This window comes from Phenylobacterium sp. (assembly GCF_965284355.1).
Lineage (GTDB): Bacteria > Pseudomonadota > Alphaproteobacteria > Caulobacterales > Caulobacteraceae > Phenylobacterium.
Genome location: NZ_OZ260078.1, coordinates 2975970 through 2999732 on the forward strand (window position 1 = coordinate 2975970; position 23763 = coordinate 2999732).

The following is a 23763-nucleotide window of genomic DNA, read 5'->3' on the forward strand; positions in this document are numbered from 1 at the left end:
CCCCAAACTCAGGACGAGAGATAGTCCAGGGTGGCGCGGGAGGGCACGAAGAAATAGCCGCCGCCGCGCACGCGCACGACGTCGGCCAGCCCCTTCACCTGCAGCGGGCCCGAGGCGGTGGGGATGGTCAGGCGGCCGGTGGTCTTGCCGCGGCCCAGGATCGCGTCGACCTCGTTCTCCAGGCCGTGGAACTGGGGCGCCATGGCCCAGGTCTGCTGGACGAACTCGAACTGCCGCTCGAGGTCGGCGTTGAAACACATGAACATCAGGCCGCCGTCTTCCTTCCTCGCGCCCTTGGCGGGGACGTAGCCTTCATAGCGGCGGCCGGCGCGCAGGATTCGGTGGCGGTTGACGATGGCCAGCTGCTCCATCGATCCCGGCTCGAAGCTCTCGCGCGGATTGGTGCGGCGGATGTGCGACCCGAACGGACAGCGCAGGCCCACCGGGTCTTCGGCCCCCAGCAGGAAGTCGTTGTCGGGCGCGATGTGCGGGTGCTCGTTGTTCCAGCCCGTGCCCGGCCGGTTTGGATAGCGGACCAGCGAGGTGCCGTCCTTCCAGCGGCCCACCATCTTGGCGGCGATCCAGTGCTGGAGCTGGTCCGGCGTCAGGCCCGGAGGCGCGCCGGGGTGGTCCTTGGCGGCGTCGGCCAGCACCTTCAGAGAGGCGTCGAAGGCCTTGGTGTCCTGCGCCAGCTGGCGGACCACCAGGAACGTGCCGTTGCGGCCCAGGTCGCGGTCGAGGTTGGCGTGGCTGTTGCTGAGATCGGGCGCATAGCCGGCGGCCGGCGGCGGGGCCACCGTGGCCAAGAGGTTCTTCGGGTCGGTCTCGGACGGGACGACGGGCGTCAGGGGCAGGAAGCCCCGGTTGTCGGGATAGCCCAGGATGAACTCGCCGGGCTCGACCTCGTGGATCGCGTCGCGGGCGGCCTTCCAGCGCCGGGCGCCCTTGATCAGCGGCTGGGACACGCCGTCGGCGAACCCGAACGCCTCGTGTTCCTGGTTCTTCAGACCGTGGCCCGAGGCCTGAGCGGCCGAGTCGAGGTCGCGCAGGGCCACGCGGTGGACGAGGCGGCCGCCGTGGGCGGCGAGCACGGTCATGGCTTCGGCTTCCACGGCCTTCAGCACCGCGGGCGTCGCGCCATAGATCACCAGCACGGCGTCGGCGTCGCGGTCGCCCGCGCCCCAGAGCCATTCGGCGGGCTTGTCGTCGCCGGTGTCGCTCAGGATCTTCGAGCGCGCGGCGCTGGCCATCCCATCGCGGAAGGCGAACGGGAAGCTGGCGAGGCCCGCCTGCGACAGGCCGGTCTTGGCCAGCGCGCCGGCGCCCAGGGCCAGCATGGCGACGGCGTTGGGATCGGGCATATCGCCATAGCCGATCAGCGGCTTCACGGCGGTGAGCAGCGCCTTCGCCGAGGCGGCGTCGGATGGCGCCGAGATCGCCAGCAGCACGGCGTGCGGATGATGCTTCAGCCCGCCGAACAGCAGGGTCTGGACCTCGCGGGTCTCCAGCAGGGTGGAGGGCGGGGTGCGCGAGTTCAGCTGGGCCAGCCACAGCTCGGCCTCCTCACGGGTCGAGGCGGAGGTCAGGCCTTGGCGGATCGAGGCGTTGGCGCGGATGCGCGCGGTCGTGACGTGCGGATAGGCCGAGTACCAGAACGGCGTCGGCTGTTGCTGGCGGCGCGCCCAGCGCTTGAAGCGGTCGCCGTCGGTGGCGCCGTCGCCGAACAGGTTGTTGGCGCGGGGATAGCCTTCGGTATTGCTCCAGACACCCGTCAGCCCGGCGTGGGCCTTGGTGATGAAGTCCTCGAGATAGCTCTCCCAGCTGCCGCCGTAGTTGGAGAAGAACACCAGCTTGTCCGTGCCGGGGAGCAGGATCCACCGGGCGAAGTGGATGGTGCCCAGCTGGCCCAGGAAGCCCGGCCGGTACTGCAGGCGCGCGACGTTGCCGATGAACCAGAAGGCGAGCCGCAGGGTCAGCCGGCGCAGGTGGCCGGGCTTCATCCGCGAGACGCCCGTCATGTGGTTCTGGGCGGCCTGGTTCTCGTCGGCGTAGATCTCGGACAGCACGGCATCGTCGGGCAGGCTGTCGTCAGGCTGATCGGCGAGTTCGCGCTTGCGCAGGCCCCCGTAGATCGCGGCCGCCGCGCCCAGGGTCGCCAGCCCGCTGAGCGACAGCCCGGTCAGCAGCACCAGCAGGGTCACCGAGGCGCCGGCGCCGCCCTGCCAGGTCAGCCAGGTGGCCAGCACGGCGAGCAGCAGCGCCGGGATCACCACAGGCCACAGGAAGGTCGCGATCGCCGGGAATACCAGTCCCGCGATCAGCGCGCCCACCGGCCGCTGCGGCGGCGGCGCCAGGAGGCAGGGCGTGGCTTCGGGCTGGAGCAGGTGCTGCAGGCCCTTGAAGGCGTCGCCCGTGCGGACGTCGGCGCGGACCTGCTCCAGGATCTGCAGCGGCGTGCCGGTGTAGGACTTCGTATCGAACAGGTCGCGGATGCCGCGCGCCAAGTCCCACTCATCCCGGATGCGCTGGACGCTCATGCCGGGCGAGCCGGTGTGGTCGAGGCCTGGATGATCCAGCAGGCCCTGGCCGGTTTTCACGTGGTGCGCCTGCATCGCCGCGGCGAGCTCGCCCTTGATCCCCGCGGCCGCGAACACGGGCCCCATCCACGGGGCCAGCACCCGTGCGACCAGGGCGATGGTCTCGGGCGGCGCCAGGTCGGAGGATATCTCCATCACCAAGTGTGACGGCTGGCCCGGATCGCCGGCGATGACGCCCGTGCTCATGAAGTGGATCTTCAGGTCCTGGCGCAGCGCATCGCGCACCTCGCGTCGGGCCGGATTGTCCATCTTGCGCAGCTCGGCGCGCGTGTCGGCCGTGCGGGCCGACTCCATCGGGATGACGATCGTGACCCAGCTGTGGCTCATGCCGGCCTCTTGAGCTTGACGACGAGCCGCCCCGGCTCCGGGAGGGTGCGGGGGACGAACGCGACAGGCCGGCGCCGGCGCTCACGTGGCCGACGCGACAGCTCGACGGGCGGCGCCATCGGCGGCCCCATCCGTTTCGTTCTCGGCGTTTCGCCCAGCCCCACGCGCGCCCCCACAGCGGTTGCAACGCCCATACCGTTCTAGTTTTAGCTGCAAGAACTCAACCGGGGGAAGGGGCAAAGCGCAACCGTCAGTCGAAACCGTGCAACTCTGACCAGACTTCGGGGGCGTCCCGTGCGGATCGCCAGCCGTTGATTGGGTGCTGGGCGTCGCGATAGCCCAGCGCCATGCCCGAGAAGACCATGTGGTCCTCAGGCAGGCCGACCGTCTTGGCCACCGACAGCGGATAGCGGGCCCAGAACTCCTGGGCGCAGGTGTCGAGCCCGGCCTCCACCGCCAGCAGCATCACGTTCTGCATGTACATGCCGAGGTCCGCCCACTGCGGCGGGCCCAGCTTGCGGTCGAGGCAGAAGAAGAGGCCCACCGGAGCCCCGAAGAGCTCGGCGTTGCGGGCGAACCAGCGCAGGCGCGCGGCCTTGTCCTCGCGCGGCACGCTGACGCTGGCGTAGAGCTGCTCGCCATTGACGAACCGCCGCGTGCGGAAGGGCTCCCACAGGTCGGGCGGGTAGACGGCGTATTCCATGGGCTCGCCGCCGGGGTTTGCGGCGACCGCCGCCTTGAACGCCGCAAGCGGCTCGCCCGCCAGCGCGTAGACCCGCCAGGGCTGCAGATTCCCGCCCGATGGCGCGCGGGCCGCCTTGGTGATGATCTCGGCGACGACGTCCTTGGCCACCGGCCGGTCCAGGAAAGCGCGTACGGATATCCGGTGTTCGATCGCGTCGGAGACGTTCATGCGCAAGCTCGCCCGTTGACCCCAGCCTTACGAATCGCGCCTACCATCCCGTCCTAAGGTGAGGGCAAGGACCAGTGGCCAAGCGGGGCGGCGGATTCTGGGGGTTCGTGCGGGCGGTCCTCATCGCCGGCCTCATCGTGTTCTTCATCGGGCCGGTGGTGATGGTGGCGATCTACCGCTTCGTGCCGCCGCCGGTGACCTTCCTGATGGTCCAGCGCGCTATCGAGGGGCGCGGCTTCGAGCGCCAATGGGTGCCGATGGAGCAGATCTCGCCCAGCCTGGTGCGCGCCGTGATCGCCGCCGAGGACGCCCGGTTCTGCGAGCATCATGGCTTCGATCTCGAGGCCATCGAGAAGGCCATGGCGGCCAACGCCGCAGGCAAGAAGCTGCGCGGCGGCTCCACCATCAGCCAGCAGACCGCCAAGAACATCTTCCTCTGGCCGGGCCGCGACTGGGTCCGCAAGGGCCTGGAGGCCTGGTTCACCGTCCTGATCGAGGTGGGCTGGGGCAAGCAAAGGATCATGGAGGTCTACCTGAACTCCATCGAGTGGGGTCCGGGCGTCTACGGCGCCGAGGCCGCGGCGCAGCGCAACTTCAGGATCCCCGCCAGCAGGCTCAACGCCACCCAGTCGGCCCGCCTGGCGGCCATCGTGCCCAAGCCGCTGTCCTGGAAAGCCGCCAAGCCCGGCCCGTACATGAAGCGCCGCGCCGGCAGCATCAACCGCAACGCCAAGGCCGTGCGGCGTGAGGGCCTGACGTCCTGCGTCCTGTAGGCCTCGTGGCGTGGCGGAATCTCTCGCCGCAGTAAGCGATCCTTAGCCTCACGTGGCTAACGTCCTCGCAAGAGGAACGAGATGCGTAAACTCAGTCTCATCGCCGCCGCCGCCATCGCCACGGTCATCCTGGCCCCGCGGACCAGCACGGCCGAGCATATCGAGCCGCCGTCGCAGGTCTTCGCCCGCTAGGAGCTGTGGACTCTTAGGATTCACGCTGGGTCCGAAGCGTGATTCAAGACTGCTTTTTGGAGGCGGTCTTGGGTGTGATGGATCGACTGGTGCTGAGCGATGAGCAGTGGGAGCGGATCGCGCCGCTGATCATCGGGCGGCCGGATCAGAAGGGCTCGACGGGTCGGGACAACCGGATGTTCGTCGAGGGCGTGCTCTGGATCGTCAGGACGGGTTCGCCCTGGCGTGACCTGCACGAGGTGTTCGGGGACTGGAACACGGTCTTTCGGCGCTTCAGCCGCTGGAGCGCCAAAGGGGTCTGGTGGCGCATCTTCGAGGCGCTCTCGGACGATCCGGACTTCGAGTACCTGATCGTCGACTCGACCATCGTGCGCGCCCACCAGCATGCGGCGGGCGCGAAAAAGGGGGGTCTGAAGATCAGGCCCTTGGCCGCTCCCGCGGCGGCCTGAGCACCAAGATCCACATGGCGGTCAGAGGCCTGGGCTGTCCTGTCCGGTTCAGCCTCACCGCCGGCCATCGTGGCGACGCACCCCAGGCCGAACCCTTGATCGAAGGCTTGGCCGCCGACGTAGTGATGGCCGATACCGCCTACGACTCAGATCGCCTGCGCCAGAAGATCGCTGAGAAGGGCGCGATCGCCGTCATACCGAACAACCCATCCCGCGCGATCAAGCACCCCCTCGACGCCCAGCTCTATGCTCAGCGCCACCTGGTCGAGTGCTGCTTCTCCAGGCTCAAGCAGTTCCGCCGCGTCGCCACCCGCTTCGAGAAGACCGCCCGCAACTACCTCGCCATCGTCACCCTCGCCGCCATCGTCTTGTGGCTACGATAAGTGTCCACAGGACCTAGGACGCCGCCTGCGGCACACATGGCCTTGGCGCAGCGCGCGCAGAAATCGTTCGATATTAAACGAATTTCGAAGAGCTGGCTTTGGCGAGCCGCGGTTGCGGCCCGCTCGCTTTCCTGCGGTCAGGCGGCGGAACGCTGTGGCGCCCAGGGGGTTTAGGGCGCCGAGACAAAGGAGCCCCCCATGAACGTCAGCGAAGTCATGACCGCCCAGGTCGCCACCGCCACGCCGCGCACCACTGTCGCCGAGGTCGCCCGCACGATGGCCGAGGTCGAGAGCGGCGCCGTGCCGGTCACCGACGACGGCAAGGTCGTGGGCCTGATCACCGACCGCGACATCGTCCTGCGGGTCGTCGCGGAAGGCATGGGCCTGGACACGCCGGTCGCCGATGTGATGACCGAAGGCGTCGAGACCTGCCTCGAGGACGACAACGTCGCCGACGCCACGGCCAAGATGGGCGCGAAGCAGATCCGCCGTCTGGTCGTGCTGAACGCCGACGGCAAGCTGGCCGGCATCCTGTCGCTGGGCGACGTGGCGGTCGACTACGGCGCCAAGGCGGTCGGGAAGACCCTGGGCGAGATCAGCGAGAACTCGCCCGCGGCGCACTAACGCCAGCGACAAGACCCCGGAGGGAAGCTGTATCGGAACCCGATCGGCGCCTTCCGGCGGTCCAGCGGAATACGGTCACCGACCTGGCAGACCCGCAGAGTCGCCGATCTGAGGATGGCCCTGTGACCGTCCACACTGACCGTCGCGCACGGGCATCCGCGCGAGATCAGCTGCATCGACTCAATGACCCCGGATGTGCGAGTCGGCGGACCGATGGGGGCGTTCAGCCAGGCGGCCAGTGCGACGCCGGCGACCAACAGCAGCCCCAAGAGGAATCCGACCAAGTCGGCGCGGCGGCGCCCGCGCATCTCCCGTTGGCCTCTCAGCAGCTCAAGCTTGAACCGCAGCGCCTGAGTTGGCGTCGCTCGCCGCCTTGCCATTCGTCCTTGCTGTAGCCCCCTCGGCTGTGACCCTAGCCCACGTCAGCCACACCTGCGCCGCCGTCCTCATCGCCCCAGGCGACGCGCTTGGCGTCGGAGCTGATGGCCAGCGCCGTGATTGCGGCGTCCTTGTCCGATTTCAGCGGGACCAGCTTCTCGCCGGTGACGTCGCAGGCCCAGACGCGGCCGTCGTCGAGGCCGGCGGCCAGCCAGCTCTTGTCGGGCGTGGCCGCGATGCGGGTGGTGACCGCGCTCTCGTCCCAGCCGATCTCGGCGGCCTGCTTGCCCATCGGCCCCGTCGCGCCCGCGAACGGCCAGCAGACCGCCCCGTTCGCACCCGAGGTGGCCAGCAGGTTCCCCTTCGACATGAACGCCAGGCTCTTCACCTTCGAGGGATAGCCGCCCATCCGCATGTTCTTCTCGTCGGCCACGCGCCAGCCGTGCAGCTGGTTTTCCTGCATGGCGCTGACCAGGAACTTGCCGTCCGGGCTCCAGGCCAGGGCGATGTGGCTGCCGGCCCACTTGAGCGTCACCGGCTTCTGGTCGGCGATCCGGGCATACCAGAGCCACACGCCGCCATAGGTCGCTACGGCCAGGCGCCGGCCCTTGGGGTCGAACGCCACGTCGGCCACCGACTTCTCATGCTGGAACACCCGCGCGAACGCCGGGTCGGCCGGGTCGCGCACGTGCAACTCGCGGCCGGCCCCAAAGGCGATCAGTTTCGAGTCGGGGCTGGCGGCGACCGTGTCGATCCAGCGGCCCGGAACCTTGGCCAGTTCGGTCGCGCCGGCGGGGGTGGTAAGCACGACGCGCCCGTCGTCGCCGCCGGTGATCACGCCCTCGCCCGTGGGGGGCAGGCAGGCCGACAGGACCGCGCCGTCGTGCGCCTCGAGCGACTCGCCGCCCTCGAAGCGGACGCTGCCGTCCCCCAGGGCGAAGCTTGCGCGGCCGGTGCGATCGAACAGGGCGGCGGTGACATAGGCGTCGAAGTCGAAATTCATGCCTTGGGCTTTAGGGCTTCGAGGCTGCGCGGGGCAAGCGTTGGGCGTTCCTCGCCTTCGAACGCCGTTCAGCGCATTCGCGCTTTACAAGGGCTTGGCGGCTTGCCAATGGTCGGCCCGAACAAGTGCGGACTGCGCGCGCAAAGGGTAAGGGACCAGGACGTATGGGCAGTAAGGTTGGCGGTGGCGGCGGAGGTAAGTTCGCCCTCGGCCAGAACGCGGACATGAACGTGACGCCCTTCGTGGACGTCATGCTCGTGCTTCTCATCATCTTCATGGTGTCGATCCCGGCCGCGACCGTGTCGATCAAGCTCGACCTGCCGCCCGCGATCCCGCCGCCCCCCGGCACCAAGGTGAAGGAGCCGATCCTCATCAACCTGCAGGCCGGCCAACGCATCTTCATCGGCGAGCAAGCCACGGGCCTGGATCGCCTGACGGGTGACCTGTCGGTCGTGCTGACCCGCGAAGACCCCACCATCCCGCCGACCGAGCAGCGCGTGTACATCCGCGCCGATCGCGATGTGCGCTACGGGGACTTCATGGCCGTCATGAACACCCTGCAGGGCAACGGCTTCTATCAGGTGGCCCTGATCAACGAAGAGCTCTAGGCCCTTCGCACAGCCTATTCGGAAGAGCCCGCCCGGGGAGACCCGGGCGGGCTTTTCTATGTCCAGTCCTTCCCGCCCAGTGGGAAAGGCGGTTGCGTGATTGCACGATTGTAATATCTTACATTCGTAACTCACAGGAGCTGCACATGGCCGCATCCCTTTCCGCCCATTCCAACACCGCCTGGAACATCCGCCAGAACGCCGACATCAACGTGACGCCCTTCGTCGACGTTATGCTGGTGCTGCTGATCATCTTCATGGTCGCGCTGCCCGTCTCGACCGTCTCCGTGAACGTCGACCTGCCGGACGCCGTCTCGGACCCCGCGCCGTCCCAGCCGGTGATCGTGAGCCTGACCCTCGACGGCCGCGTCTACGTGGGCGACCGTGCGACGACCCTGGAAGGGCTGCCCGCCGCCGCCGCCGCCGCCCTGGGCCGCGACGACCGCAAGCAGCGCATCTACCTGCGCGCCGACGAGGGCGTCCGCTACGGCGCGCTCATGAACCTAATGAACACTCTGCGCCGCGCGGGCTACGGCAACGTCGGGCTGGTAGGCGAGGCCCTCTAGGCCGATGACGGCAGGCGGCTCCCATGGTGAGCCGCCTGTTCATCATTAATCGGCAGGTAAATGCCTTCGTTTATGACTGAGCGCACAGGTGGGGTCAGAATGACCTCGTTAAGAGAGCGCGAAGGCGCGGAACGACCATGTGGCAGATCGTCGAAGTTTCGGTGGGCCCTCAGATCCACCGCGGGCGCTTCCGGACGGAAGGCAAGCAAATCACGTTGGAATGGCGCGGCGGACGGACCGTCGAATGGTGCGGCATGCTGCGCCCCGAAGTGGTCGCCACAACTCGCCTGCGTCAACTGGTCGGCCGACCCATCGCAGCCTAGGCCGCGATACAGCTCTCGAAGCCGGCCCGCAGCGCGTCCTCGTTGAGATTGCGGCCGATGAAGACCAGGCGCGAATAGCGGTTGTCCTTCGACGTCCAGGGCTGCTGGAAGTCGCCCTCCAGGATCATGTGCACCGCCTGGAACACCAGGCGGCGCTCCTCGCCCTTCACGTCCAGGATCCCCTTGGCGCGCAGGATGTCGACGCCCTGAGTCTGCAGCACGTTGTTGAGCCAGGCGGTGACGCGGTTGCCGTCGATCGGCTTGTCCGAAGTCAGTGAAATCGAGGTGATGCCGCTCTCGGCCACGTGGTCGTGGATGTGGGCGTGATCATGATGGTGGTCGTGGCCGCAGTGCTCGTCATGCACGTGGCCATGATCGTGTCCGTGGTGATCATGGTCGTGATGATCGCAGTGCTCGTCGTGCACATGCCCGGCCTCGCCGTGGGCCGGGTTCAGGAAGTCGGGCTGCAGCTCGGTCACGCGCGCCAGGTCGAAGGCGTGGCGGCCCAGGACAACGTCCAGCGGCACGTTCGAGCGCTCGGCGCGGCGGATCGGCGCCATCGGGTTCAGCGTGCGGATCGCCTTTTCCACCTCGGCCAGCTCGGCCTCGGTGACCAGGTCGGTCTTGTTCAGGATGATCTGGTCGGCGAACGCGATCTGCTCGGCGGCCTCGCGGCTGTCCTTGAGGCGCAGCGGCAGGTGCAGGGCGTCGACCACGGTGACGACGCTGTCCAGCTCGGTGCGGGCGCGCACGTCGTCGTCGACGAAGAACGTCTGGGCCACCGGGGCCGGGTCGGCCAGACCGGTGGTCTCGACGATGATGCCGTCGAACTTGCCCTTGCGCTTCATCAGGCCGGCGAGCACCCGGATCAGGTCGCCGCGCACCGTGCAGCAGACGCAGCCGTTGTTCATCTCGAAGACCTCTTCGTCGGCGCCGACGATCAGGTCGTTGTCGATGCCCACTTCCCCGAACTCGTTGACGATCACGGCGTACTTCTTGCCGTGGTCCTCGGAGAGGATGCGGTTCAGCAGGGTCGTCTTGCCGGCGCCGAGGTAGCCGGTGAGCACGGTGACGGGCGTCTTGGTGAGGGTCTCGCTCATGGGCCGACATGTAGTGCGCTGAGCGCGCAATGAGAACCTTCCTTTCGGAGGGGTGGCTTGAACAGCGTGGTCCGCGCGTCGCCCTCGACCCTCAAGGGCTTTCCGGTCAGGGTGAACCCGATGGCCTGCCGCACGAACGCGCCTTCTGGATCGAGCCGCAGCGAAATCGTATCCATCCCGCCGAGGCGCCCGCGCCTTGACCGACCCCATATGTTACAACATAACACTTTCCCGCTCCGGACCCCACGAGACCGCGCTTGACCTCGACCACCTCCGCTCCCGACCGGCTGGACCAGGCCGAGGCGCTCGACGCCTTCCGGGCCGACCGCGTCTATCTGGGCGCGGACCATCGGCGGAACGAGCGACGCACCTGGATCGTCACCGCGATCTGCGTGGCCACGCTGGTGGCGCTGGTCGCCGGCGGACTCGCCACGCGCTCGATGGCGCTGATGGCCAGCGGCCTGCACATGGCCGCCCACGTGGTGGCGCTGGTGGTGGCCGCCGCGGCCTATGCCCTGGCGCGGCGTCACGCCGGCAATCCGGCCTTCAGCTTCGGGACCGGCAAGGTGGGCTATCTGGCGGGCTTCGCCAACGCGGTGGTCCTGGCGGTCACCGCCGTTCTGATCGGGGTCGAGAGCGTCAGCCGGCTGATCCGCCCGGGCGAGGTGCACTACGACAGCGCGCTGCCTATCGCGACGGGCGGCCTGGTGGTGACGCTGGTCTGCATGTGGCTGCTGAAGCCCACGACGGCCGCCTCCGACCGGTACGATCCGCAGGGCGACCTGAACCTGTCGGCCGCCCACCTGCACCTGACCGCAGACGCCGCCGTCTCGGTGCTGGCGCTCGCGGCCATCGCGGCCGGCGAGTTCCTCGGCCTGGGCTTTGCCGACCCGCTGGCCGGCCTGCTGGCCGCGCTCCTCGTGGCGCAGTTCGCCTGGACGCTGCTGAAGCGCGCGGGCGCGGCGCTGCTCGACATCAACCCGTCCCCCGAACTGACCGCCGAGGTGCGCCGGCGCCTATCGGACGGGGGCGAGCGGGTGATCGACCTCCACCTCTGGCGCCTGGGTCCGGGGCACCATGCCGTCATCGCCGTCATCGCCGCGGCGCACCCCGAGCCTGTGGCGACGTACCGCGCGCGGCTGGCTGGACTGGCGGGCCTCAGCCATGTGACCGTCGAGGTAAGGGGCGACTCCCACGGCCACGACGATCACAGCGGCCACGAGCACGGTTGAGGTCGCGAAGCGTTTCTGACGGATGACACGGCTGCGACGACGATATCTGCCGCGCAGACGGGTCCTGGTCTTTGGCGTCCTGGTGGTCGCCGCAGCCGTGGCCGCGGGCATGGTCTCGACCGACCGCGCGACCCGCCAGGCCGCCACCGCCAAGCTGACCGCCACCCGCCTTTCGATCTTCCAGGACAAGGCGCCCGAAGCGCCGAGCGCCCTGCAGTCGCGGCTGGACGTCCTGGCCGCCGGCTACGGCGAGGACGTGGGGATCGCGGTGACCGACGTCGCATCGGGGTGGACCGCCGGCGTCGGCCAGCACCGGCTCTACCCGCAGCAGAGCGTCTCGAAGCTCTGGGTCGCCATCGCGCTGATGCGGGCGGTGGACGAGGGCCGGATCGACCTCAACGCCTGGGTGACAATGGACGACGCCGACCGTTCGGTGTTCTTCCAGCCCGTCGTCGCCGAGTACCGGCAGGGCCGCTATGTGACGCCGGTGTCGGACCTGCTGCGCCGTGCGCTGGTCGAGAGCGACAATGCCGCCAACGATCGGCTGATGCGCGAGCTGGGCGGCCCCGAGGGCGTGCGCGCGGCGCTCGAGGACATGGGCCTGACCGACGTGAAGGTGGGCGCGTACGAACGCGACCTGCAGGCGCAGACGGCGGGGCTCTCCTGGCGCCACGAGTACGGCTTCGGCCGCAACTTCCAGAACGCGCGCGAGGCGCTGCCGATGGCGGTGCGCGAGGCCGCCGCCGACGCTTATGTCTCCGACCCGCTGGACGGCGCCTCGCCCGCCGCCATCACCGCGGCGCTGGCGGCCCTGTCGCGTGGCGCCCTCTTGTCGGAAGAGTCCACCCTGCGGATCACCAGCCTGATGACGGCGGCGCGGACGGGGCCCCGCCGGCTGAAGGGCGGCCTGCCCCCGGGCTGGTCGATCGCGCACAAGACCGGCACCGGTCAGGACTTCCAGGGCGCGTCGCTGGGCATCAACGATGTGGGCCTGCTGACCGCGCCCGACGGCCGGACCTATGCGGTGGCGGTCATGCTGCCCCGCACCCGCCACCCGGTGACCGCGCGCCTGGCCTTCATGCAGTCGGTCTCGGGGGCCGTGGTCGAGCAGTGGATGCGCGACACCGGGACGACGGTCGCGGACTAGCAGAGGCTAGCGCGCCGCCGCCGCCGGCCGCTGGATGCCCTTCACGACGGTGACCTTAATCGGCTCGCCTTCCAGGGATTTCGACGTCCAAACGGCGCCGACGCCGCCGGTCGCCGGGAAGGCGGTGCAGTAGTTCAGCGGGATGGGGATCGGCTTGGACTGCTTCAGGCACACCTGGCCCGCGTCCTTCTGGGCCCACTTGCCCGACGACCATTTGCCACGGCGGCCAAACGCCTCCCAGGAGCCGTCGGCGTTGAACCAGAGCCACTGGTAGCGGCCGTCCGGGTACAGGGCCTTGACGGTGTTGCCGAAGGCGGCCGCGACGCCGCCCTGGCGGGCGGGTTCGGCGGCGCCGGCCGCGTCGGCGGCAAGGAGAAGCGACAGCGTGGCCGCGAAAAGCTGGGAGTGACGCATAGGCTCGGGAATACGCTTAGGGTCGGTTCACGGATGAGAGGCCGCTCTATGCCGGCCGCCGCCTGAACGGAAAATGACAGCCTTTGCCGTTCGCTCTCCACCCCCCGGACCGACTCCGCCTCTGGATCAGCGCACTTCGACTACGGTTTTGGCGCCCAGCGCCGTGCGGCCCACGCCGTCCACCTCGTACAGCGCTTCCAGCGGCCCGCCGGCCTGCAGCTTGAGGGCGTCGATGGCGGCGGGATCGGCGGCGATCTCGGCGGTCTGCATGACCCCGATGTCGCGGTTGCCGGCGATGATGACGAAGCGGTTGCCCGCCGGGCCCTTGAAGCTGGCCAGGTAGCCGTAGTCGCGGTTGGGCCGGTCGCCCTGGGCCTTGCCGGCGCCCGAGACGTAGGCCGCGCCTGTCTTGCGGTCGATCAGCTCGTCGTAGGTCGAGCCGATGGTGAAGCGCGAGCGGGCGAACACCGGCTCCTGCAGCACCCGAAGGGCGGAGAGGTAGCCCACGTAGACGATGTCGGACGTCTTCAGGAGCTCGGGCGTCAGGTGTGAGGCGGTGACCACCTGCACGCGGTCGTGCCCACCGGCGGCCTGACGGACCAACGGCATGATCTCGCGCAGCGCCAGGGTGGCGCCCACCGGCGTGTAGTAGGTGTCGAGGTCGATGTAGCGGCCCTGGAACTCGGGGTTGTCCATCAGCCAGGCGTCGAGATCGGCGGGCGAGTTGATCTCGAAGGCGCGGATCATCCGCTTGGGCCCTTCGCCGTGCTCGGTGTCGCCGAAGATGTAGTAGTCGCCGACCACCACCACGACCGGCCGCTCGCGCCCCACGTCGGCCCACAGCGGCGAGGCGGCCACCTGCGCCAGCTCGTGACCGGGGCCGGAGTCGCGAGCGAACCAGACCCAGCCGCCGATATTGGCCGCGACCGTCACCGCGACGGCGGCCGCCAGCGGCAGGATCCATTTCGGCCGCCTCACGGCGCCCGGCGCGGCGGTGGCTGCGGCCTCGGCCGGGATGACGTCCAGTCGGTACTCGCCCACGGGGATCACCAGCCGGTGGGGCTGATCGACCCCCGGGCCTGCGTAGAACGCCTCCAGCTTCTTGCGGAGGCGATGGACGTAGACGCGAACTGAGGCGTCGCCCGACAGGTCGACCTCGCGACCGAATACGTCCTGGGCCATCTCGGTTTCGCGCAGGGTGCGGCCGGCGTGCGCCGGATCGGCCAGGTAGTCGAACAGCCGCGCGAGGCCGTGGCTGCGGCCCAGCACGCCCGCGTTGCGGATGCGCGCGACCTGTTCCGCCAGCGCCTTTGCCCGTTCCTCGTCCATACCCGACTTTCGATACCCTGAGGCCGCTGTAACCCCCTGTAACGGTCCTGGAAACCGTAAAGTACGGGCGCGCGCCTTGCACGCGCCTTTACGCCCCGATCCGACGCGGCGCGAAGACCGCGCGCACTTCGACATGGGGGGACCAAGATGCGGATGAACAGCCTGACGGCGCTGCTGGCGGCGTGCGCGGCCTCAGCGCTGGCGACCGGAGCCTGCGCGGCCGACGCAGAGGTGGACGAAGTGGTGGTGCGCGGCGCCCGGCTGGACGAGACCCTGCCTCAGGATCTGGCGCGCTACGGCAGCGACCTGGCGGTGATCACCCCGACCGTCCTGCGGGACAACGTCTATGTCGATGTGTCCCAGGCCCTGCAGATGCAGACGCCGGGCGTCTTCGTCTCGCCGCGGAACGGCCCGTTCAGCTATGTCGACATTTCCGTCCAGGGGGCGCGGACCGGCGACGTTCTGTGGCTGGTCGACGGCGTGCGGATCAACAACCGACTCTACACGTCCACAAGTCCCGCCGACACGCTGCCGGCCAGCATGGTCGAGCGCATCGAGGTGCTGAAGGGCGGCCAGAGCCTGTTTTACGGCACCCAGGCCGTGGCCGGCGCGATCAACGTGGTGACCAAGCCCTACGTCGACGAACTGGAGGGCACGGTCACCCTGGGCGGCCACACCCACCAGGGCGTCCACGCCGACCTGCTGGTTCGCGGCCCGGCCGGACCGGCGCGGTTCGTGGCCTGGGTGTCGAAGGACGAGGCCGAGGGCTACCGCACGTTCAACGTCTTCCAGCCCAGCGCCACCGCCCGCAAGCGCGGCTACGACGTGGTCAGCTTCGGCGGCAAGCTGGGCCTCGACCTGTCGGACGACCTGGCGCTGAACCTCTACTACCAGCACACCGACGCCCACCTGGACTATCCCGGCCCGCGCCTCACCCGCCTGTCGTTCAACGACCGCGACGAGGAGATCGGCAGCCTCAGCCTGGACTGGACCGCCGGCGACCAAGTGCAGCTGTCGGTGAAGGGCTACTACCACGACTGGGACAGCGTCTATTCGACGGTCAACAACGTGCCGTCCAACATCGCAGGGCCGGGCGTCATCATCGATGACCTGACCTACTGGGGCTACGAGGACTACGGTGTCTCTGTGCTGGCCAAGCTCAACCTGCATCGCGGGTTCGAGTACCAACTGGGTTACGACTACCAGAACTTCAACGGCCGCGACGACGTCCTGCTGATCGCCCAGCAGACCGAGACCGTGCACGCCCTCGTCGCCCAGGTCCGCACGACCGACGACCTGATCGAGAACGCCCACTTCGCCGCCGGCGTCCGCTACAACAGGACCGACGAGAGCGAGAAGGCGATCTGGAACCTCTCGGGCCGCTGGGACGTCATGCCGGACCTCTACCTCGAGGGCATGGTGGGCACGTCGTTCATCCTGCCCAGCGCCGAGCAGCTGTTCGGGATCGACCCTTGCTGCGCCGTCGGCAACCCCGACCTGAAGCCCGAGGAGAGCGTCAACGCAAACGTCTCGGTGGGCGGCCAGAGCGATCGCTTCACCTGGCAGGTGACCGGGTTCGCGCGGAAGATCGATGACCTGATCGTCGACGTTTACGACCTTCCGGCCTTCCCGGAGGGGATCTACGCCAATGTCGCTGACGCGGTGAAGACCCGTGGACTTGAGCTCAGCGGCACCGCCCAGATCACGGATGCGATATCGGCGAGCGCCTCCTACGCGTACTCGCGTACGCGCGTCTCAGGCGCGGGGCAGTTGTTCGACCGCATTCCTGAGCAACAGGCAAAAGCGGCGATCGTCTATGAGCCTCCGGGCAGCCCATTCGGCGCGTCGGTTAGCGCGCTCTGGGTGGGTGACGTCTATTCAGGGGTCAACGGCTTCGGCCGGGTGAACTACGGAAACTACGCCGTCGTCGACCTGGCCGCCCACGTCTACATCGACGGCGACAAGCGCAAACACCGCGTCACAGCCCGGCTTGAGAACGCCCTGGACGAGGACTACGCCACCCGCGTGAACTCGGCGCTGATCGACCTGTCGACCCAGCGGTTCTTCTACCGGTTCCGAGGCGTGCCCCGGACCCTGCACGTGAGCTACGCCTATTCCTTCTGACGCAAACTCCGTCCGCAAACCGTGGGCGCCGAAGTGGCTGGTGGTGACACACCGCTACCTGGGCGTCGTCATGGGGCTGCTGATGCTGCTGTGGTTCGCGAGCGGCATCGTGATGCTGTTTGTCCACTGGCCCGAGGTCTCGGATGTGGAGCGGGCCAAGGGGCTGGCGCCGATCTCCTGGGCGCAGTGCTGCCGGTTCGGCGAGACCCAGAACGTCCAGCAGGTCGACCACGCCACGGTCGAGGATCTCGCGGGTCGGCCTGTGCTGCGCTTCGACGGCGGGGTGATCGACCTGGCGACCGGGCAGGCGATCCATCGGATCTCGTCGGTCGAAGCCACCGCCGTCGCCACGACCTACGCCCGCGCTCACGGGATCGCGGGACGTCCGGGCGCGCCGGAGGCGGTCGAGCGCGACCAGTGGACGGTCACCGGCTATTTCAACAAGCGCCGCCCCTTCTACCTCTTCCATTTCGACGACCCGGCCCGCACCGACGTCTACGTCTCGGCCCATACGGGCGCGGTGAGCCAGGTGGTGACGGCGCGCGAGAAGGTGCTGAACTGGCTGGGGCCGATCCCGCACTGGCTCTATTTCGAGGGGCTTCGCGCCGACACGCGGCTCTGGGCCCAGGTGGTCATCTGGACCTCGATCGTCGGCGTCTTCCTGACGGTCACCGGGCTCTATCTGGGCGTCGTCGCCTGGCGGCCATGGCGCGACGCGCGGCTCACGCCGTTCCGCGGCTGGATGGCCTGGCATCACCTGACGGGCCTGGCGGCCGGCGTGCTGACCCTGACCTGGGTGGCCAGCGGCCTGGTCTCGATGAACCCCTGGGGCTTCCTGGAAAGCGCGCCCGACGAACGGCCCGAGCAGATGACGGGGTTCGTCGCGTTCGGCGACGTGCGGCAGGCCATCAGGGCGGCGAGGGCCGAGGGTGTCGTCGCGCGGCGGATCACCATCGCTCCCCTCGCGGGGACGCTCTTCCTGATGGCCGACGGTCGACGTCTCGATGCGGCGGCCAAACTGGCGCCGCTGGACCAACGCGCGCTGGCCGAGGCGTCGCAGCGGATGGGCGCCGTAGGCAGCCAGGGCCTCATCACCGAGGAGGACGCGTACTACTTCGGCCACCATGAGACGGTCACGCTGCCGGTCTGGCGCGTGCAGATGGCGGATGGCGTGCGGTTCTATCTCGACCCGGCGTCGGGCCAGGTGCTCGCGCGCGCCGACGCCGCAAGGCGCGGGTTCCGCTGGCTGTTCGAGGCCCCGCACCGCATGGACTTCATCCGAGGGTTCGACCGCGGCGGTGGCTGGGCGGCGGCCATGACGGCCCTGCTGGTCCTGGCCGGCGCGGGCGTCGCCACGGGGGTCTGGCTGGGCTGGCGCAGAGCCCGGTCCGACCTGACCCGACTCACGAAGAAGGCCCCGAAGCTCGGCTGAGCCCGGGGCCTCCTCCAGTCGGAAGAGTAGCCGCTAGTGCTTCTCTTCCATCTTCGTCTCGACCTCGTCGGCCTTCTTCTCACCCGCCTCCTTTACAGCCTCGGCCTTGGCCTCGAGCTGTTCGGCGGTCTCCGCCGCGGCGGTCTGTGCAGCATCCGAACCCGCTTCCGCGGCGGCCTTCGCCGCGTCGGCGGCCGCCTGCATCTGGGCGGCGGTGGCGTTGGCCTGGGCCTCGACCGCCTCACCCGCCGACTTGGCGGCCTCGTCCTGCTTACTGCACGCGCCCAGGCTGAGAAGCCCGATGGCGGACACGGCGGTGATCAGAAGACGCATAGGATTTAGTCCTTCTTGCCTGCTTGTTGCTCGATGGCGTCAGCCTTGGCGTCGGCGGCCTGCTCGACCGCGTCGGCCTGCTTGTTCAGTTGGGTCTCAGCGGCCTCGTTCGAGGTGGCGGCGGCTTGGCTTTCCAGGGCGTCGGCCTTGGCTTCGCCCGTCGCTTCGACGGCGTCGGCCTGCTTCTCAGCGGCTTTGTCGGCGGGGCTTTCGCAAGCGGCCAGGCTCAGGGCGCCGAGGGCGGCGACGATGGCAGTCATGGTGCGCATAGGTCTCTCCAGAATGAGTTGCCAAGCGAGAGCGCACGAAAGCGTGATTGGTTCACGAGAACGCGATCACAATCCACCGGAGAGTCACCAGGCGGGTCGAGATCCAGGCTTCAGCTTAAGCGCCGGACGCTCGACAAGGAACCAGCTCATCAGCGCGAACGGCACGACGGCCAGGACAGCCGTTGCGACATTGAGTTGGCCGTAGGCCGCCAGCAGTTGCTGGAGCGGGAACGCGTAGATGTAGACCCCATAGCTGAGGTCGGCCGGCAGCTTCCCGGGCCGCGCCAGGCCCAGCACCGCGGTCGGCAGCGCCAGCGGACCCACGAACGGAAACGCGACCGCCGAGCCGGCGCCCAGCCACACCGGGATGCGCCATCCCAGCAACTGCACGGCCGCGCCCGCGAAGAACAGGAGGCCGTTGCGGGCCGCCAGGAACGCGATGCGCGTCACCCGGTCGTCGGCCCAGTGGGGATGGGTGAAGCTCATCACGACGAACACGGCCGTGCAGGCGCCCAGCAGCGCCAGCACCAGCGGCAGCCGCGCCCGGATCGCCCACAGCACCAGGTAGAAGGTGAACTCCAGCCGCAGGGTCCAGAGCACGCCGTTGACGACTCCGGCCATCGCCAAGCCTTGGAACACGCCAGGAAGCTCGTAGGTGGCGGGATAGAGCAGCGCGTTGCGCACGATGTAGAGGGCGCCCGCCCGCCAGTACTCGGCCTGCGGCGCGGTTGTGACGAACGACAACAGGCCGACCGTCACCACCAGCGAGGCGATCAGCCCAGGCTCGATTCGCAGCACGCGCTTGAGCAGATACGATTTCGGGTCGCGGACGTAGCTCGCCGCCACCAGATAGCCGCTGATCACGAAGAACACCGAGACGCCCAGCGCGCCCAGGTCCTCGACCCCGCGGATCGTGAGAGCCGGCTGGCCGGCGAGCGGAAACGTGTGGCTCACCACCACAAGCAGCGCCGCGATCAGCCGCATGACGTCGAAGTTCATGCGGGGGTGGTTAGCACGCGTCGGGGATTCTGCCTTTCCCGCTGAGCGGGAAAGGCAGGGCTCTACGCCTTCACGAACGGCTGGCTGAGCGTGGGCTGGCCGGTGATCGCCAGCAGGGCGTTCGCTACGGCCGGGCCGATCACCGGCGTGCCAGGTTCACCGACGCCCGAGGGCTTGTTGGCCGAGGGCACGATATAGGTCTCGACCGTCGGGGCTTCCGAGTTGCGCAGCACGCGGTAGCTGTCGAAGTTGGCCTGGTCGACCGCGCCGCCGGTGAGGGTGATGTTGCCGAACAGCGCCGCCGACAGGCCGTAACAGGTTCCGCCCTCCATCTGGGCCGCGACCTGGTCGGGCGAGATGGCCGTGCCGCAGTCGATGGCCGTGACGACGCGGCCCACCTTCGGAATCCCGTTCTCGACCTTCACCTCGGCGACCTGGGCCACCACCGAGCCGAAGCTTTCGTGGACGGCCACGCCGCGGGTCCAGCCGGCGGGCGCCGGAGTGGTCCAGCCGGCCTTCTCCGCGGCCAGGTTCAGCACCGCCAGGTGACGGTTGGCGCCGGCCTTCGTGTAGAGCGCGCGGCGATACTCCACCGGGTCCTTGCCCGCACGCTTCGCGAGTTGGTCGACGGTGTGCTCCATGACATAGGCCGTATGGGTTGCGCCCACCGAGCGCCACCAGAGCACCGGCACGCCCACGTCGGGGGTCAGCAGCTGGGCGTCCACGACCGGCGTCGCCTTCAGGTAGGGCGAGCCCATCACGCCTTCGACCGCCGTGAAGTCGACCCCCTTGCCGCCCGGCGAGCCGGGAGGCGCCCCCTTCAGGATCGACTGGGTGACGATCCGGTGGCGCCAGGTGGCCGGGAAGCCGTCCTTGTCGGTGGTGATGCGCACGGTGTGGTGGGTCAGGGGCCGGAAGTACCCGCTGCGCTGATCGTCCTCGCGGGTCCAGACCAACTTCACGGGCCGGCCCTTACCCACCTTCTTGGCGATGTGGACGCACTCCACCACGTAGTCGGACTGGAAGTTCGAGCGCCGCCCGAACGATCCGCCGGCGAACAGGGTCTCGATCTCCACCGAACCCGGCAGGGCCAGGGCGATGCGCGCGGTGTTCATCTGGTCCAGCGTCGGAGACTGCGACCCGAAGATCAGCTTGGGCGGACCCTTGCCGATCATCGCCACGCAGTTCATCGGCTCCATCGTGGCGTGCGACAGGTAGGGGAAGTCGTAGGCGATCTCGAGCGCGTTCGCGCCCGCGGCGGCCTGCGCGGCGTCGCCTTTCGAGTCGAACCCACCCCACTTCACCTTCTCGGGCGCCGCCGTCTTGCCGGAGGCGTAGTCCTTGAACTCGGCGAGGATCTGGGCCGAGCCGCGCTTCTCGGCCTTGGCCTCGTCCCACTCCACCTTCAGCGCGTCGCGCCCCAGCTTGGCGGCGTAGGTGGAGTTGGCCACCACGGCGACGCCGCTGGGGATCTTGAAGACGTCGGTCACGCCCGGGACCTTCTTGGCCTCGGCCGCATCGAACGACTTCACGGTCGCGCCGAACTTCGGCGGATGGGCCACCATGGCGATCAGCATGTCGGGCAGCTGGACGTCCTGGGTGTACTTCGCCGTGCCGTTGCTCTTGGCCCGGCTGTCCTTGCGGCGCACCCGATCCTGGCCGATCAGGGTGAAGGTCTTGGGATCCTTCAGCTTGGGTTCGGCCGGCGGCGCCACCTTGGCCGCCTCCTCGATCAGCTCGCCGAAGCCGGCCTGCTTGCCCGAGGTATGGCTGAGCACGCCGTTCAGCACGGTGATCTCGCCCGCCGGCACGCCCCACTTGGCCGCCGCCGCCGACACGAACATCGCCCGCGCCGCCGCGCCGGCCGTGCGCAGCTGCATCCACGAGTTCGAAATCGCCGATGAGCCGCCGGTCCCCTGCGTCCCGCCCATCAGCCGGTTGCCGTACAGCTTGGCGTTGGCCGGCGCCTGCTCGACCTCCACCTTGGTCCAGTCGGCGTCCAGCTCCTCGGCGGCGATGGCGGCCAAGCCGGCGTGGTTTCCCTGGCCGAATTCGATGTGCTTGGAGACGACGGTGACCGTGCCGTCCTGGGCGAACTTCAGGAAGGGGCCAAACGCGCCGGGCTCCACCTTGGAGCCGGCCGACAGCACTTCGGGAAGCGAGCAGCCGACCAGCAGGCTCGAGCCGGCCAGCGTGGCGCCGACGACGAGGACTTCGCGCCGGGTCGCAGCGGTGGCGATGGTCTTGAGGGGCTTGTTCATGTGGGGGCTCCTCAGACCGACGGCGTCGCGGGGGCCGTTGCGGGGGCCGCGGGCGCCGAGACAGCAGGCGCCGCTGCCGCTTCCTTGATCGCCGCGCGAATCCGCTGATACGCGCCGCAGCGGCAGATGTTGCCGTCCATGGCCGCGCTGATCGCCGCGTCGTCCGGCTTGGGCGTGGCCTTCAGAAGAGCCACCGCGCTCATGATCTGGCCCGACTGACAGTAGCCGCACTGAGGCACATCCAGCTTCACCCAGGCTTCCTGCAGGGGGTGCGAGCCCCCCAGGCCCTCGATGGTGGTGACCTTGGCGGCGCCGATCGCCGAGACCGGCAGCTGGCACGAGCGCATCGCATTGCCGTCCACCAGCACCGTACAGGCGCCGCACTGGGCCACACCGCAGCCGTATTTCGTGCCAGTCAGCCCCAGTTCATCTCGCAGCACCCATAGCAACGGGGTCTCGGGCGGCGAGTTGACGTTCACTGGCCGTCCGTTCACATCCACCGTGGTCGCCATCGGGCGTCTCCATACTGATTTGGCCGCGATCCTAACGTTGTTTAGACAGCGCCGTAAGTCCGAGGTTGGGTCAAGGCGGTGTTGAAGGCTATTGCGTACCGGATTTACGAATCTCGCCGATTTCCAGGAGTGACTATGCTTCGCACGACTGCCGCCGCTATCGCCCTCACCCTCGCGGCGGGCCCCGCCCTGGCTCAGGACGGCGCGCAACTCTTCAACATGCAGTGCAAGATGTGCCACGGCGGCTCGCCGATGGGCCCGGCGCTGAGCGGCGTGGCCGGCGGCCCGGTCGCGGCGAAGGCCTTCGCCTATTCGCCTGGCCTGAAGAACAAGGGCGGGACCTGGACCGACGCCAACCTCGACGCCTTCCTGAAGGCGCCGTCGGCGTTCGCGCCCGGTACGAAGATGCTGATCTCGGTGCCGGCGGACGCCAACCGCGCGGCGATCATCGGCTATCTGAAGACGTTGAAGTAGCCGCGATGGACTCGTTCCCCGCCTTCTACCCGCTGGCCGGCCGTTCGGTCGTGATCGCGGGCGAAGGCGAGGCGGCCGAGGCCAAGGCGCGCCTGTTCGCGGGTTCGCCGGCCAGGCTCGTGCGGTTGACCGACGCGGCGGCGCTCGACGCTCGGTCCTACGCCGGGATGGCGCTGGCCTTCATCGCCGGCCCCGACGACGATTGGGCCGCCGCCGCCGCTCAGGCCGCGCGGGCCGCCCATGTGCCCGTGAACGTCGTCGATCGACCGGCGCTGTGCGACTTCACCACGCCATCTGTGATCGATCGCGGCGAGGTGGTGGCGGCCATCGGCACCGGCGGCGCGTCGCCCATGCTGGCCGCGATGCTGCGCCACGATCTCGAGGCCCGGGTGCCCGAGGGGACCGGCCGGGTGGCGGCCCTGTTCCGCGCGATGCAGGACGAGGTGCGCGCGGCCCTACCCGAGGCCATGGCGCGCCGCCGTTTCCTGCGCGCCGCGCTTACCGGACCCGCCGCCGAGGCCGCCATGGACGGCGACATGGAGGGCGCGAAGGAACGTCTGCGCGCGGCCTTGTCGGACTCGTTCCTGCTGCTGGGCGCGGTGCAGTACATCGACGCCCGCGGCCCTGCCGACCTGCTGACCCTGCGCGCCGCCCGCGCGCTGTCGGCGGCCGATGTGCTGGTCTGCGATGAGGGCGCCCACGCCGACGTCGTGGCCCTGGCGCGACGCGACGCCGAGCGGCTGGACGGACGCACTCTCGAGCAACTGGTCGAGCTCGCGGCCGAAGGCATGACGGTCGCCCGCCTGGTCACCGGCCCGGCCTGGCGCACCGAACAGGCCGCCCTCGACGCCCGCGGCGTCAGCACCGTGGTTCTGCCGATCGCGAGCTGACGCTTGCCTGATCGCCGATCATGTAACTGATCAGTATCCCGGCGGCCTGACCTCGAACCTGTGCAATCCCTGATCGCTCAAAGGAATGAGCCCGCCTGCGCCCCCCCACCG

At 69.0% G+C, this 23763-nt stretch carries 22 protein-coding genes and 1 pseudogene; 12 read left to right on the forward strand and 11 right to left on the reverse strand.

What is annotated here, in order from left to right; all coding sequences use genetic code 11:
- Nucleotides 1-8 precede the first annotated feature (8 nt).
- Both ACQ66R_RS14545 and ACQ66R_RS14550 read right to left on the reverse strand, forming a co-directional pair.
- Complete coding sequence (locus tag ACQ66R_RS14545; RefSeq protein WP_430423130.1) at nt 9-2924, reverse strand: Dyp-type peroxidase; 2916 nt, start codon at nt 2922-2924, stop codon at nt 9-11.
- Between the two features lie 250 nt (nt 2925-3174).
- Entirely contained in the window at nt 3175-3837 is a 663-nt protein-coding gene (locus ACQ66R_RS14550; RefSeq protein WP_430423132.1) for a nitroreductase, read from the reverse strand.
- A 74-nt stretch (nt 3838-3911) separates the two neighbouring features.
- Between ACQ66R_RS14550 and mtgA the strand changes: the two genes are divergently transcribed.
- The 3 genes and pseudogenes from mtgA (at nt 3912) to ACQ66R_RS14565 (ending at nt 6258) form a co-directional block, all read left to right on the forward strand.
- On the forward strand, nt 3912-4610 hold the full coding sequence (mtgA, locus tag ACQ66R_RS14555) for a monofunctional biosynthetic peptidoglycan transglycosylase (RefSeq protein WP_430423134.1): 699 nt from the start codon (nt 3912-3914) through the stop codon (nt 4608-4610).
- A gap of 269 nt (nt 4611-4879) precedes the next feature.
- Nucleotides 4880-5634, forward strand: a pseudogene (locus ACQ66R_RS14560) (IS5 family transposase).
- A 198-nt stretch (nt 5635-5832) separates the two neighbouring features.
- Complete coding sequence (locus tag ACQ66R_RS14565; protein WP_430423136.1) at nt 5833-6258, forward strand: CBS domain-containing protein; 426 nt, start codon at nt 5833-5835, stop codon at nt 6256-6258.
- A gap of 412 nt (nt 6259-6670) precedes the next feature.
- On the opposite strand, the gene ACQ66R_RS14570 is transcribed toward ACQ66R_RS14565, so the two are convergent.
- Nucleotides 6671-7639, reverse strand: a complete 969-nt coding sequence (locus ACQ66R_RS14570; RefSeq protein WP_430423138.1) for a WD40 repeat domain-containing protein — start codon at nt 7637-7639, stop codon at nt 6671-6673.
- 164 nt (nt 7640-7803) lie between these two features.
- On the opposite strand from ACQ66R_RS14570, the gene ACQ66R_RS14575 reads away from it, so the two are divergent.
- From ACQ66R_RS14575 to ACQ66R_RS14585, 3 genes are all read left to right on the forward strand, one after another.
- Nucleotides 7804-8247 (forward strand): biopolymer transporter ExbD, encoded by a 444-nt coding sequence (locus ACQ66R_RS14575; RefSeq protein WP_430423140.1) that lies wholly within the window; start codon nt 7804-7806, stop codon nt 8245-8247.
- Between the two features lie 146 nt (nt 8248-8393).
- The gene (locus ACQ66R_RS14580; protein ID WP_430423142.1) at nt 8394-8813 is read left to right on the forward strand and encodes a biopolymer transporter ExbD; all 420 of its coding nucleotides are present in this window, start codon (nt 8394-8396) and stop codon (nt 8811-8813) included.
- A gap of 137 nt (nt 8814-8950) precedes the next feature.
- Nucleotides 8951-9136, forward strand: coding sequence for a hypothetical protein (locus ACQ66R_RS14585; protein ID WP_430423144.1), 186 nt, complete (start codon nt 8951-8953; stop codon nt 9134-9136).
- Here the strand turns inward: ACQ66R_RS14585 and ACQ66R_RS14590 are convergent.
- The gene (locus tag ACQ66R_RS14590) at nt 9133-10236 is read right to left on the reverse strand and encodes a CobW family GTP-binding protein (RefSeq protein ID WP_430423146.1); all 1104 of its coding nucleotides are present in this window, start codon (nt 10234-10236) and stop codon (nt 9133-9135) included. The genes ACQ66R_RS14585 and ACQ66R_RS14590 overlap by 4 nt on opposite strands.
- 257 nt (nt 10237-10493) lie before the next feature.
- Here ACQ66R_RS14590 and ACQ66R_RS14595 point away from each other — a divergent pair, with 257 nt between their 5' ends.
- Together ACQ66R_RS14595 and ACQ66R_RS14600 are read left to right on the forward strand one after the other, a co-directional pair.
- Nucleotides 10494-11468, forward strand: a complete 975-nt coding sequence (locus tag ACQ66R_RS14595; protein ID WP_430423148.1) for a cation diffusion facilitator family transporter — start codon at nt 10494-10496, stop codon at nt 11466-11468.
- A 22-nt stretch (nt 11469-11490) separates the two neighbouring features.
- On the forward strand, nt 11491-12615 hold the full coding sequence (locus ACQ66R_RS14600; RefSeq protein WP_430423150.1) for a serine hydrolase: 1125 nt from the start codon (nt 11491-11493) through the stop codon (nt 12613-12615).
- A gap of 6 nt (nt 12616-12621) precedes the next feature.
- Here the strand turns inward: ACQ66R_RS14600 and ACQ66R_RS14605 are convergent, their stop codons facing one another.
- Nucleotides 12622-13029 carry a hypothetical protein gene (locus ACQ66R_RS14605; RefSeq protein ID WP_430423152.1) on the reverse strand — a complete coding sequence of 136 codons (408 nt, stop codon included), beginning with the start codon at nt 13027-13029 and terminating at the stop codon, nt 12622-12624.
- Nucleotides 13030-13155: 126 nt separating this feature from the next.
- Complete coding sequence (locus tag ACQ66R_RS14610) at nt 13156-14358, reverse strand: helix-turn-helix domain-containing protein (protein ID WP_430423154.1); 1203 nt, start codon at nt 14356-14358, stop codon at nt 13156-13158.
- Nucleotides 14359-14505: 147 nt separating this feature from the next.
- Here ACQ66R_RS14610 and ACQ66R_RS14615 point away from each other — a divergent pair, with 147 nt between their 5' ends.
- Both ACQ66R_RS14615 and ACQ66R_RS14620 read left to right on the forward strand, forming a co-directional pair.
- A complete protein-coding gene (locus ACQ66R_RS14615) occupies nt 14506-16482 on the forward strand; it encodes a TonB-dependent receptor plug domain-containing protein (protein WP_430423156.1) in 1977 nt (658 codons plus the stop codon).
- A 43-nt stretch (nt 16483-16525) separates the two neighbouring features.
- Complete coding sequence (locus ACQ66R_RS14620) at nt 16526-17914, forward strand: hypothetical protein (RefSeq protein ID WP_430423158.1); 1389 nt, start codon at nt 16526-16528, stop codon at nt 17912-17914.
- Between the two features lie 33 nt (nt 17915-17947).
- On the opposite strand, the gene ACQ66R_RS14625 is transcribed toward ACQ66R_RS14620, so the two are convergent.
- The 5 genes from ACQ66R_RS14625 to ACQ66R_RS14645 form a co-directional block, all read right to left on the reverse strand.
- Nucleotides 17948-18247: a hypothetical protein gene (locus tag ACQ66R_RS14625; protein WP_430423160.1), complete on the reverse strand. Its 300-nt coding sequence runs from the start codon at nt 18245-18247 to the stop codon at nt 17948-17950.
- A gap of 5 nt (nt 18248-18252) precedes the next feature.
- Complete coding sequence (locus ACQ66R_RS14630; protein WP_430423162.1) at nt 18253-18516, reverse strand: hypothetical protein; 264 nt, start codon at nt 18514-18516, stop codon at nt 18253-18255.
- An 84-nt stretch (nt 18517-18600) separates the two neighbouring features.
- The gene (locus ACQ66R_RS14635) at nt 18601-19515 is read right to left on the reverse strand and encodes an acyltransferase family protein (RefSeq protein WP_430423164.1); all 915 of its coding nucleotides are present in this window, start codon (nt 19513-19515) and stop codon (nt 18601-18603) included.
- A 62-nt stretch (nt 19516-19577) separates the two neighbouring features.
- Nucleotides 19578-21776, reverse strand: coding sequence for a molybdopterin cofactor-binding domain-containing protein (locus tag ACQ66R_RS14640; protein WP_430423166.1), 2199 nt, complete (start codon nt 21774-21776; stop codon nt 19578-19580).
- A gap of 11 nt (nt 21777-21787) precedes the next feature.
- The gene (locus tag ACQ66R_RS14645; RefSeq protein WP_430423168.1) at nt 21788-22288 is read right to left on the reverse strand and encodes a (2Fe-2S)-binding protein; all 501 of its coding nucleotides are present in this window, start codon (nt 22286-22288) and stop codon (nt 21788-21790) included.
- Between the two features lie 135 nt (nt 22289-22423).
- Here ACQ66R_RS14645 and ACQ66R_RS14650 point away from each other — a divergent pair, with 135 nt between their 5' ends.
- Entirely contained in the window at nt 22424-22762 is a 339-nt protein-coding gene (locus tag ACQ66R_RS14650; RefSeq protein WP_430423170.1) for a c-type cytochrome, read from the forward strand.
- A 5-nt stretch (nt 22763-22767) separates the two neighbouring features.
- Nucleotides 22768-23652 (forward strand): NAD(P)-dependent oxidoreductase, encoded by an 885-nt coding sequence (locus ACQ66R_RS14655; protein ID WP_430423172.1) that lies wholly within the window; start codon nt 22768-22770, stop codon nt 23650-23652.
- Nucleotides 23653-23763: the final 111 nt, after the last annotated feature.

Bases quoted from the DNA above. Each gene is read 5' to 3' on its own strand.
- ACQ66R_RS14545 (WP_430423130.1), bottom strand. From the start codon at position 2,924: ATGAGCCACAGCTGGGTCACGATCGTCATCCCGATGGAGTCGGCCCGC.
- ACQ66R_RS14550 (WP_430423132.1), bottom strand. From the start codon at position 3,837: ATGAACGTCTCCGACGCGATCGAACACCGGATATCCGTACGCGCTTTC.
- ACQ66R_RS14565 (WP_430423136.1), top strand. From the start codon at position 5,833: ATGAACGTCAGCGAAGTCATGACCGCCCAGGTCGCCACCGCCACGCCG.
- ACQ66R_RS14570 (WP_430423138.1), bottom strand. From the start codon at position 7,639: ATGAATTTCGACTTCGACGCCTATGTCACCGCCGCCCTGTTCGATCGC.
- ACQ66R_RS14575 (WP_430423140.1), top strand. From the start codon at position 7,804: ATGGGCAGTAAGGTTGGCGGTGGCGGCGGAGGTAAGTTCGCCCTCGGC.
- ACQ66R_RS14580 (WP_430423142.1), top strand. From the start codon at position 8,394: ATGGCCGCATCCCTTTCCGCCCATTCCAACACCGCCTGGAACATCCGC.
- ACQ66R_RS14585 (WP_430423144.1), top strand. From the start codon at position 8,951: ATGTGGCAGATCGTCGAAGTTTCGGTGGGCCCTCAGATCCACCGCGGG.
- ACQ66R_RS14590 (WP_430423146.1), bottom strand. From the start codon at position 10,236: ATGAGCGAGACCCTCACCAAGACGCCCGTCACCGTGCTCACCGGCTAC.
- ACQ66R_RS14600 (WP_430423150.1), top strand. From the start codon at position 11,491: ATGACACGGCTGCGACGACGATATCTGCCGCGCAGACGGGTCCTGGTC.
- ACQ66R_RS14605 (WP_430423152.1), bottom strand. From the start codon at position 13,029: ATGCGTCACTCCCAGCTTTTCGCGGCCACGCTGTCGCTTCTCCTTGCC.
- ACQ66R_RS14610 (WP_430423154.1), bottom strand. From the start codon at position 14,358: ATGGACGAGGAACGGGCAAAGGCGCTGGCGGAACAGGTCGCGCGCATC.
- ACQ66R_RS14615 (WP_430423156.1), top strand. From the start codon at position 14,506: ATGCGGATGAACAGCCTGACGGCGCTGCTGGCGGCGTGCGCGGCCTCA.
- ACQ66R_RS14625 (WP_430423160.1), bottom strand. From the start codon at position 18,247: ATGCGTCTTCTGATCACCGCCGTGTCCGCCATCGGGCTTCTCAGCCTG.
- ACQ66R_RS14630 (WP_430423162.1), bottom strand. From the start codon at position 18,516: ATGCGCACCATGACTGCCATCGTCGCCGCCCTCGGCGCCCTGAGCCTG.
- ACQ66R_RS14635 (WP_430423164.1), bottom strand. From the start codon at position 19,515: ATGAACTTCGACGTCATGCGGCTGATCGCGGCGCTGCTTGTGGTGGTG.
- ACQ66R_RS14640 (WP_430423166.1), bottom strand. From the start codon at position 21,776: ATGAACAAGCCCCTCAAGACCATCGCCACCGCTGCGACCCGGCGCGAA.
- ACQ66R_RS14645 (WP_430423168.1), bottom strand. From the start codon at position 22,288: ATGGCGACCACGGTGGATGTGAACGGACGGCCAGTGAACGTCAACTCG.
- ACQ66R_RS14650 (WP_430423170.1), top strand. From the start codon at position 22,424: ATGCTTCGCACGACTGCCGCCGCTATCGCCCTCACCCTCGCGGCGGGC.
- ACQ66R_RS14655 (WP_430423172.1), top strand. From the start codon at position 22,768: ATGGACTCGTTCCCCGCCTTCTACCCGCTGGCCGGCCGTTCGGTCGTG.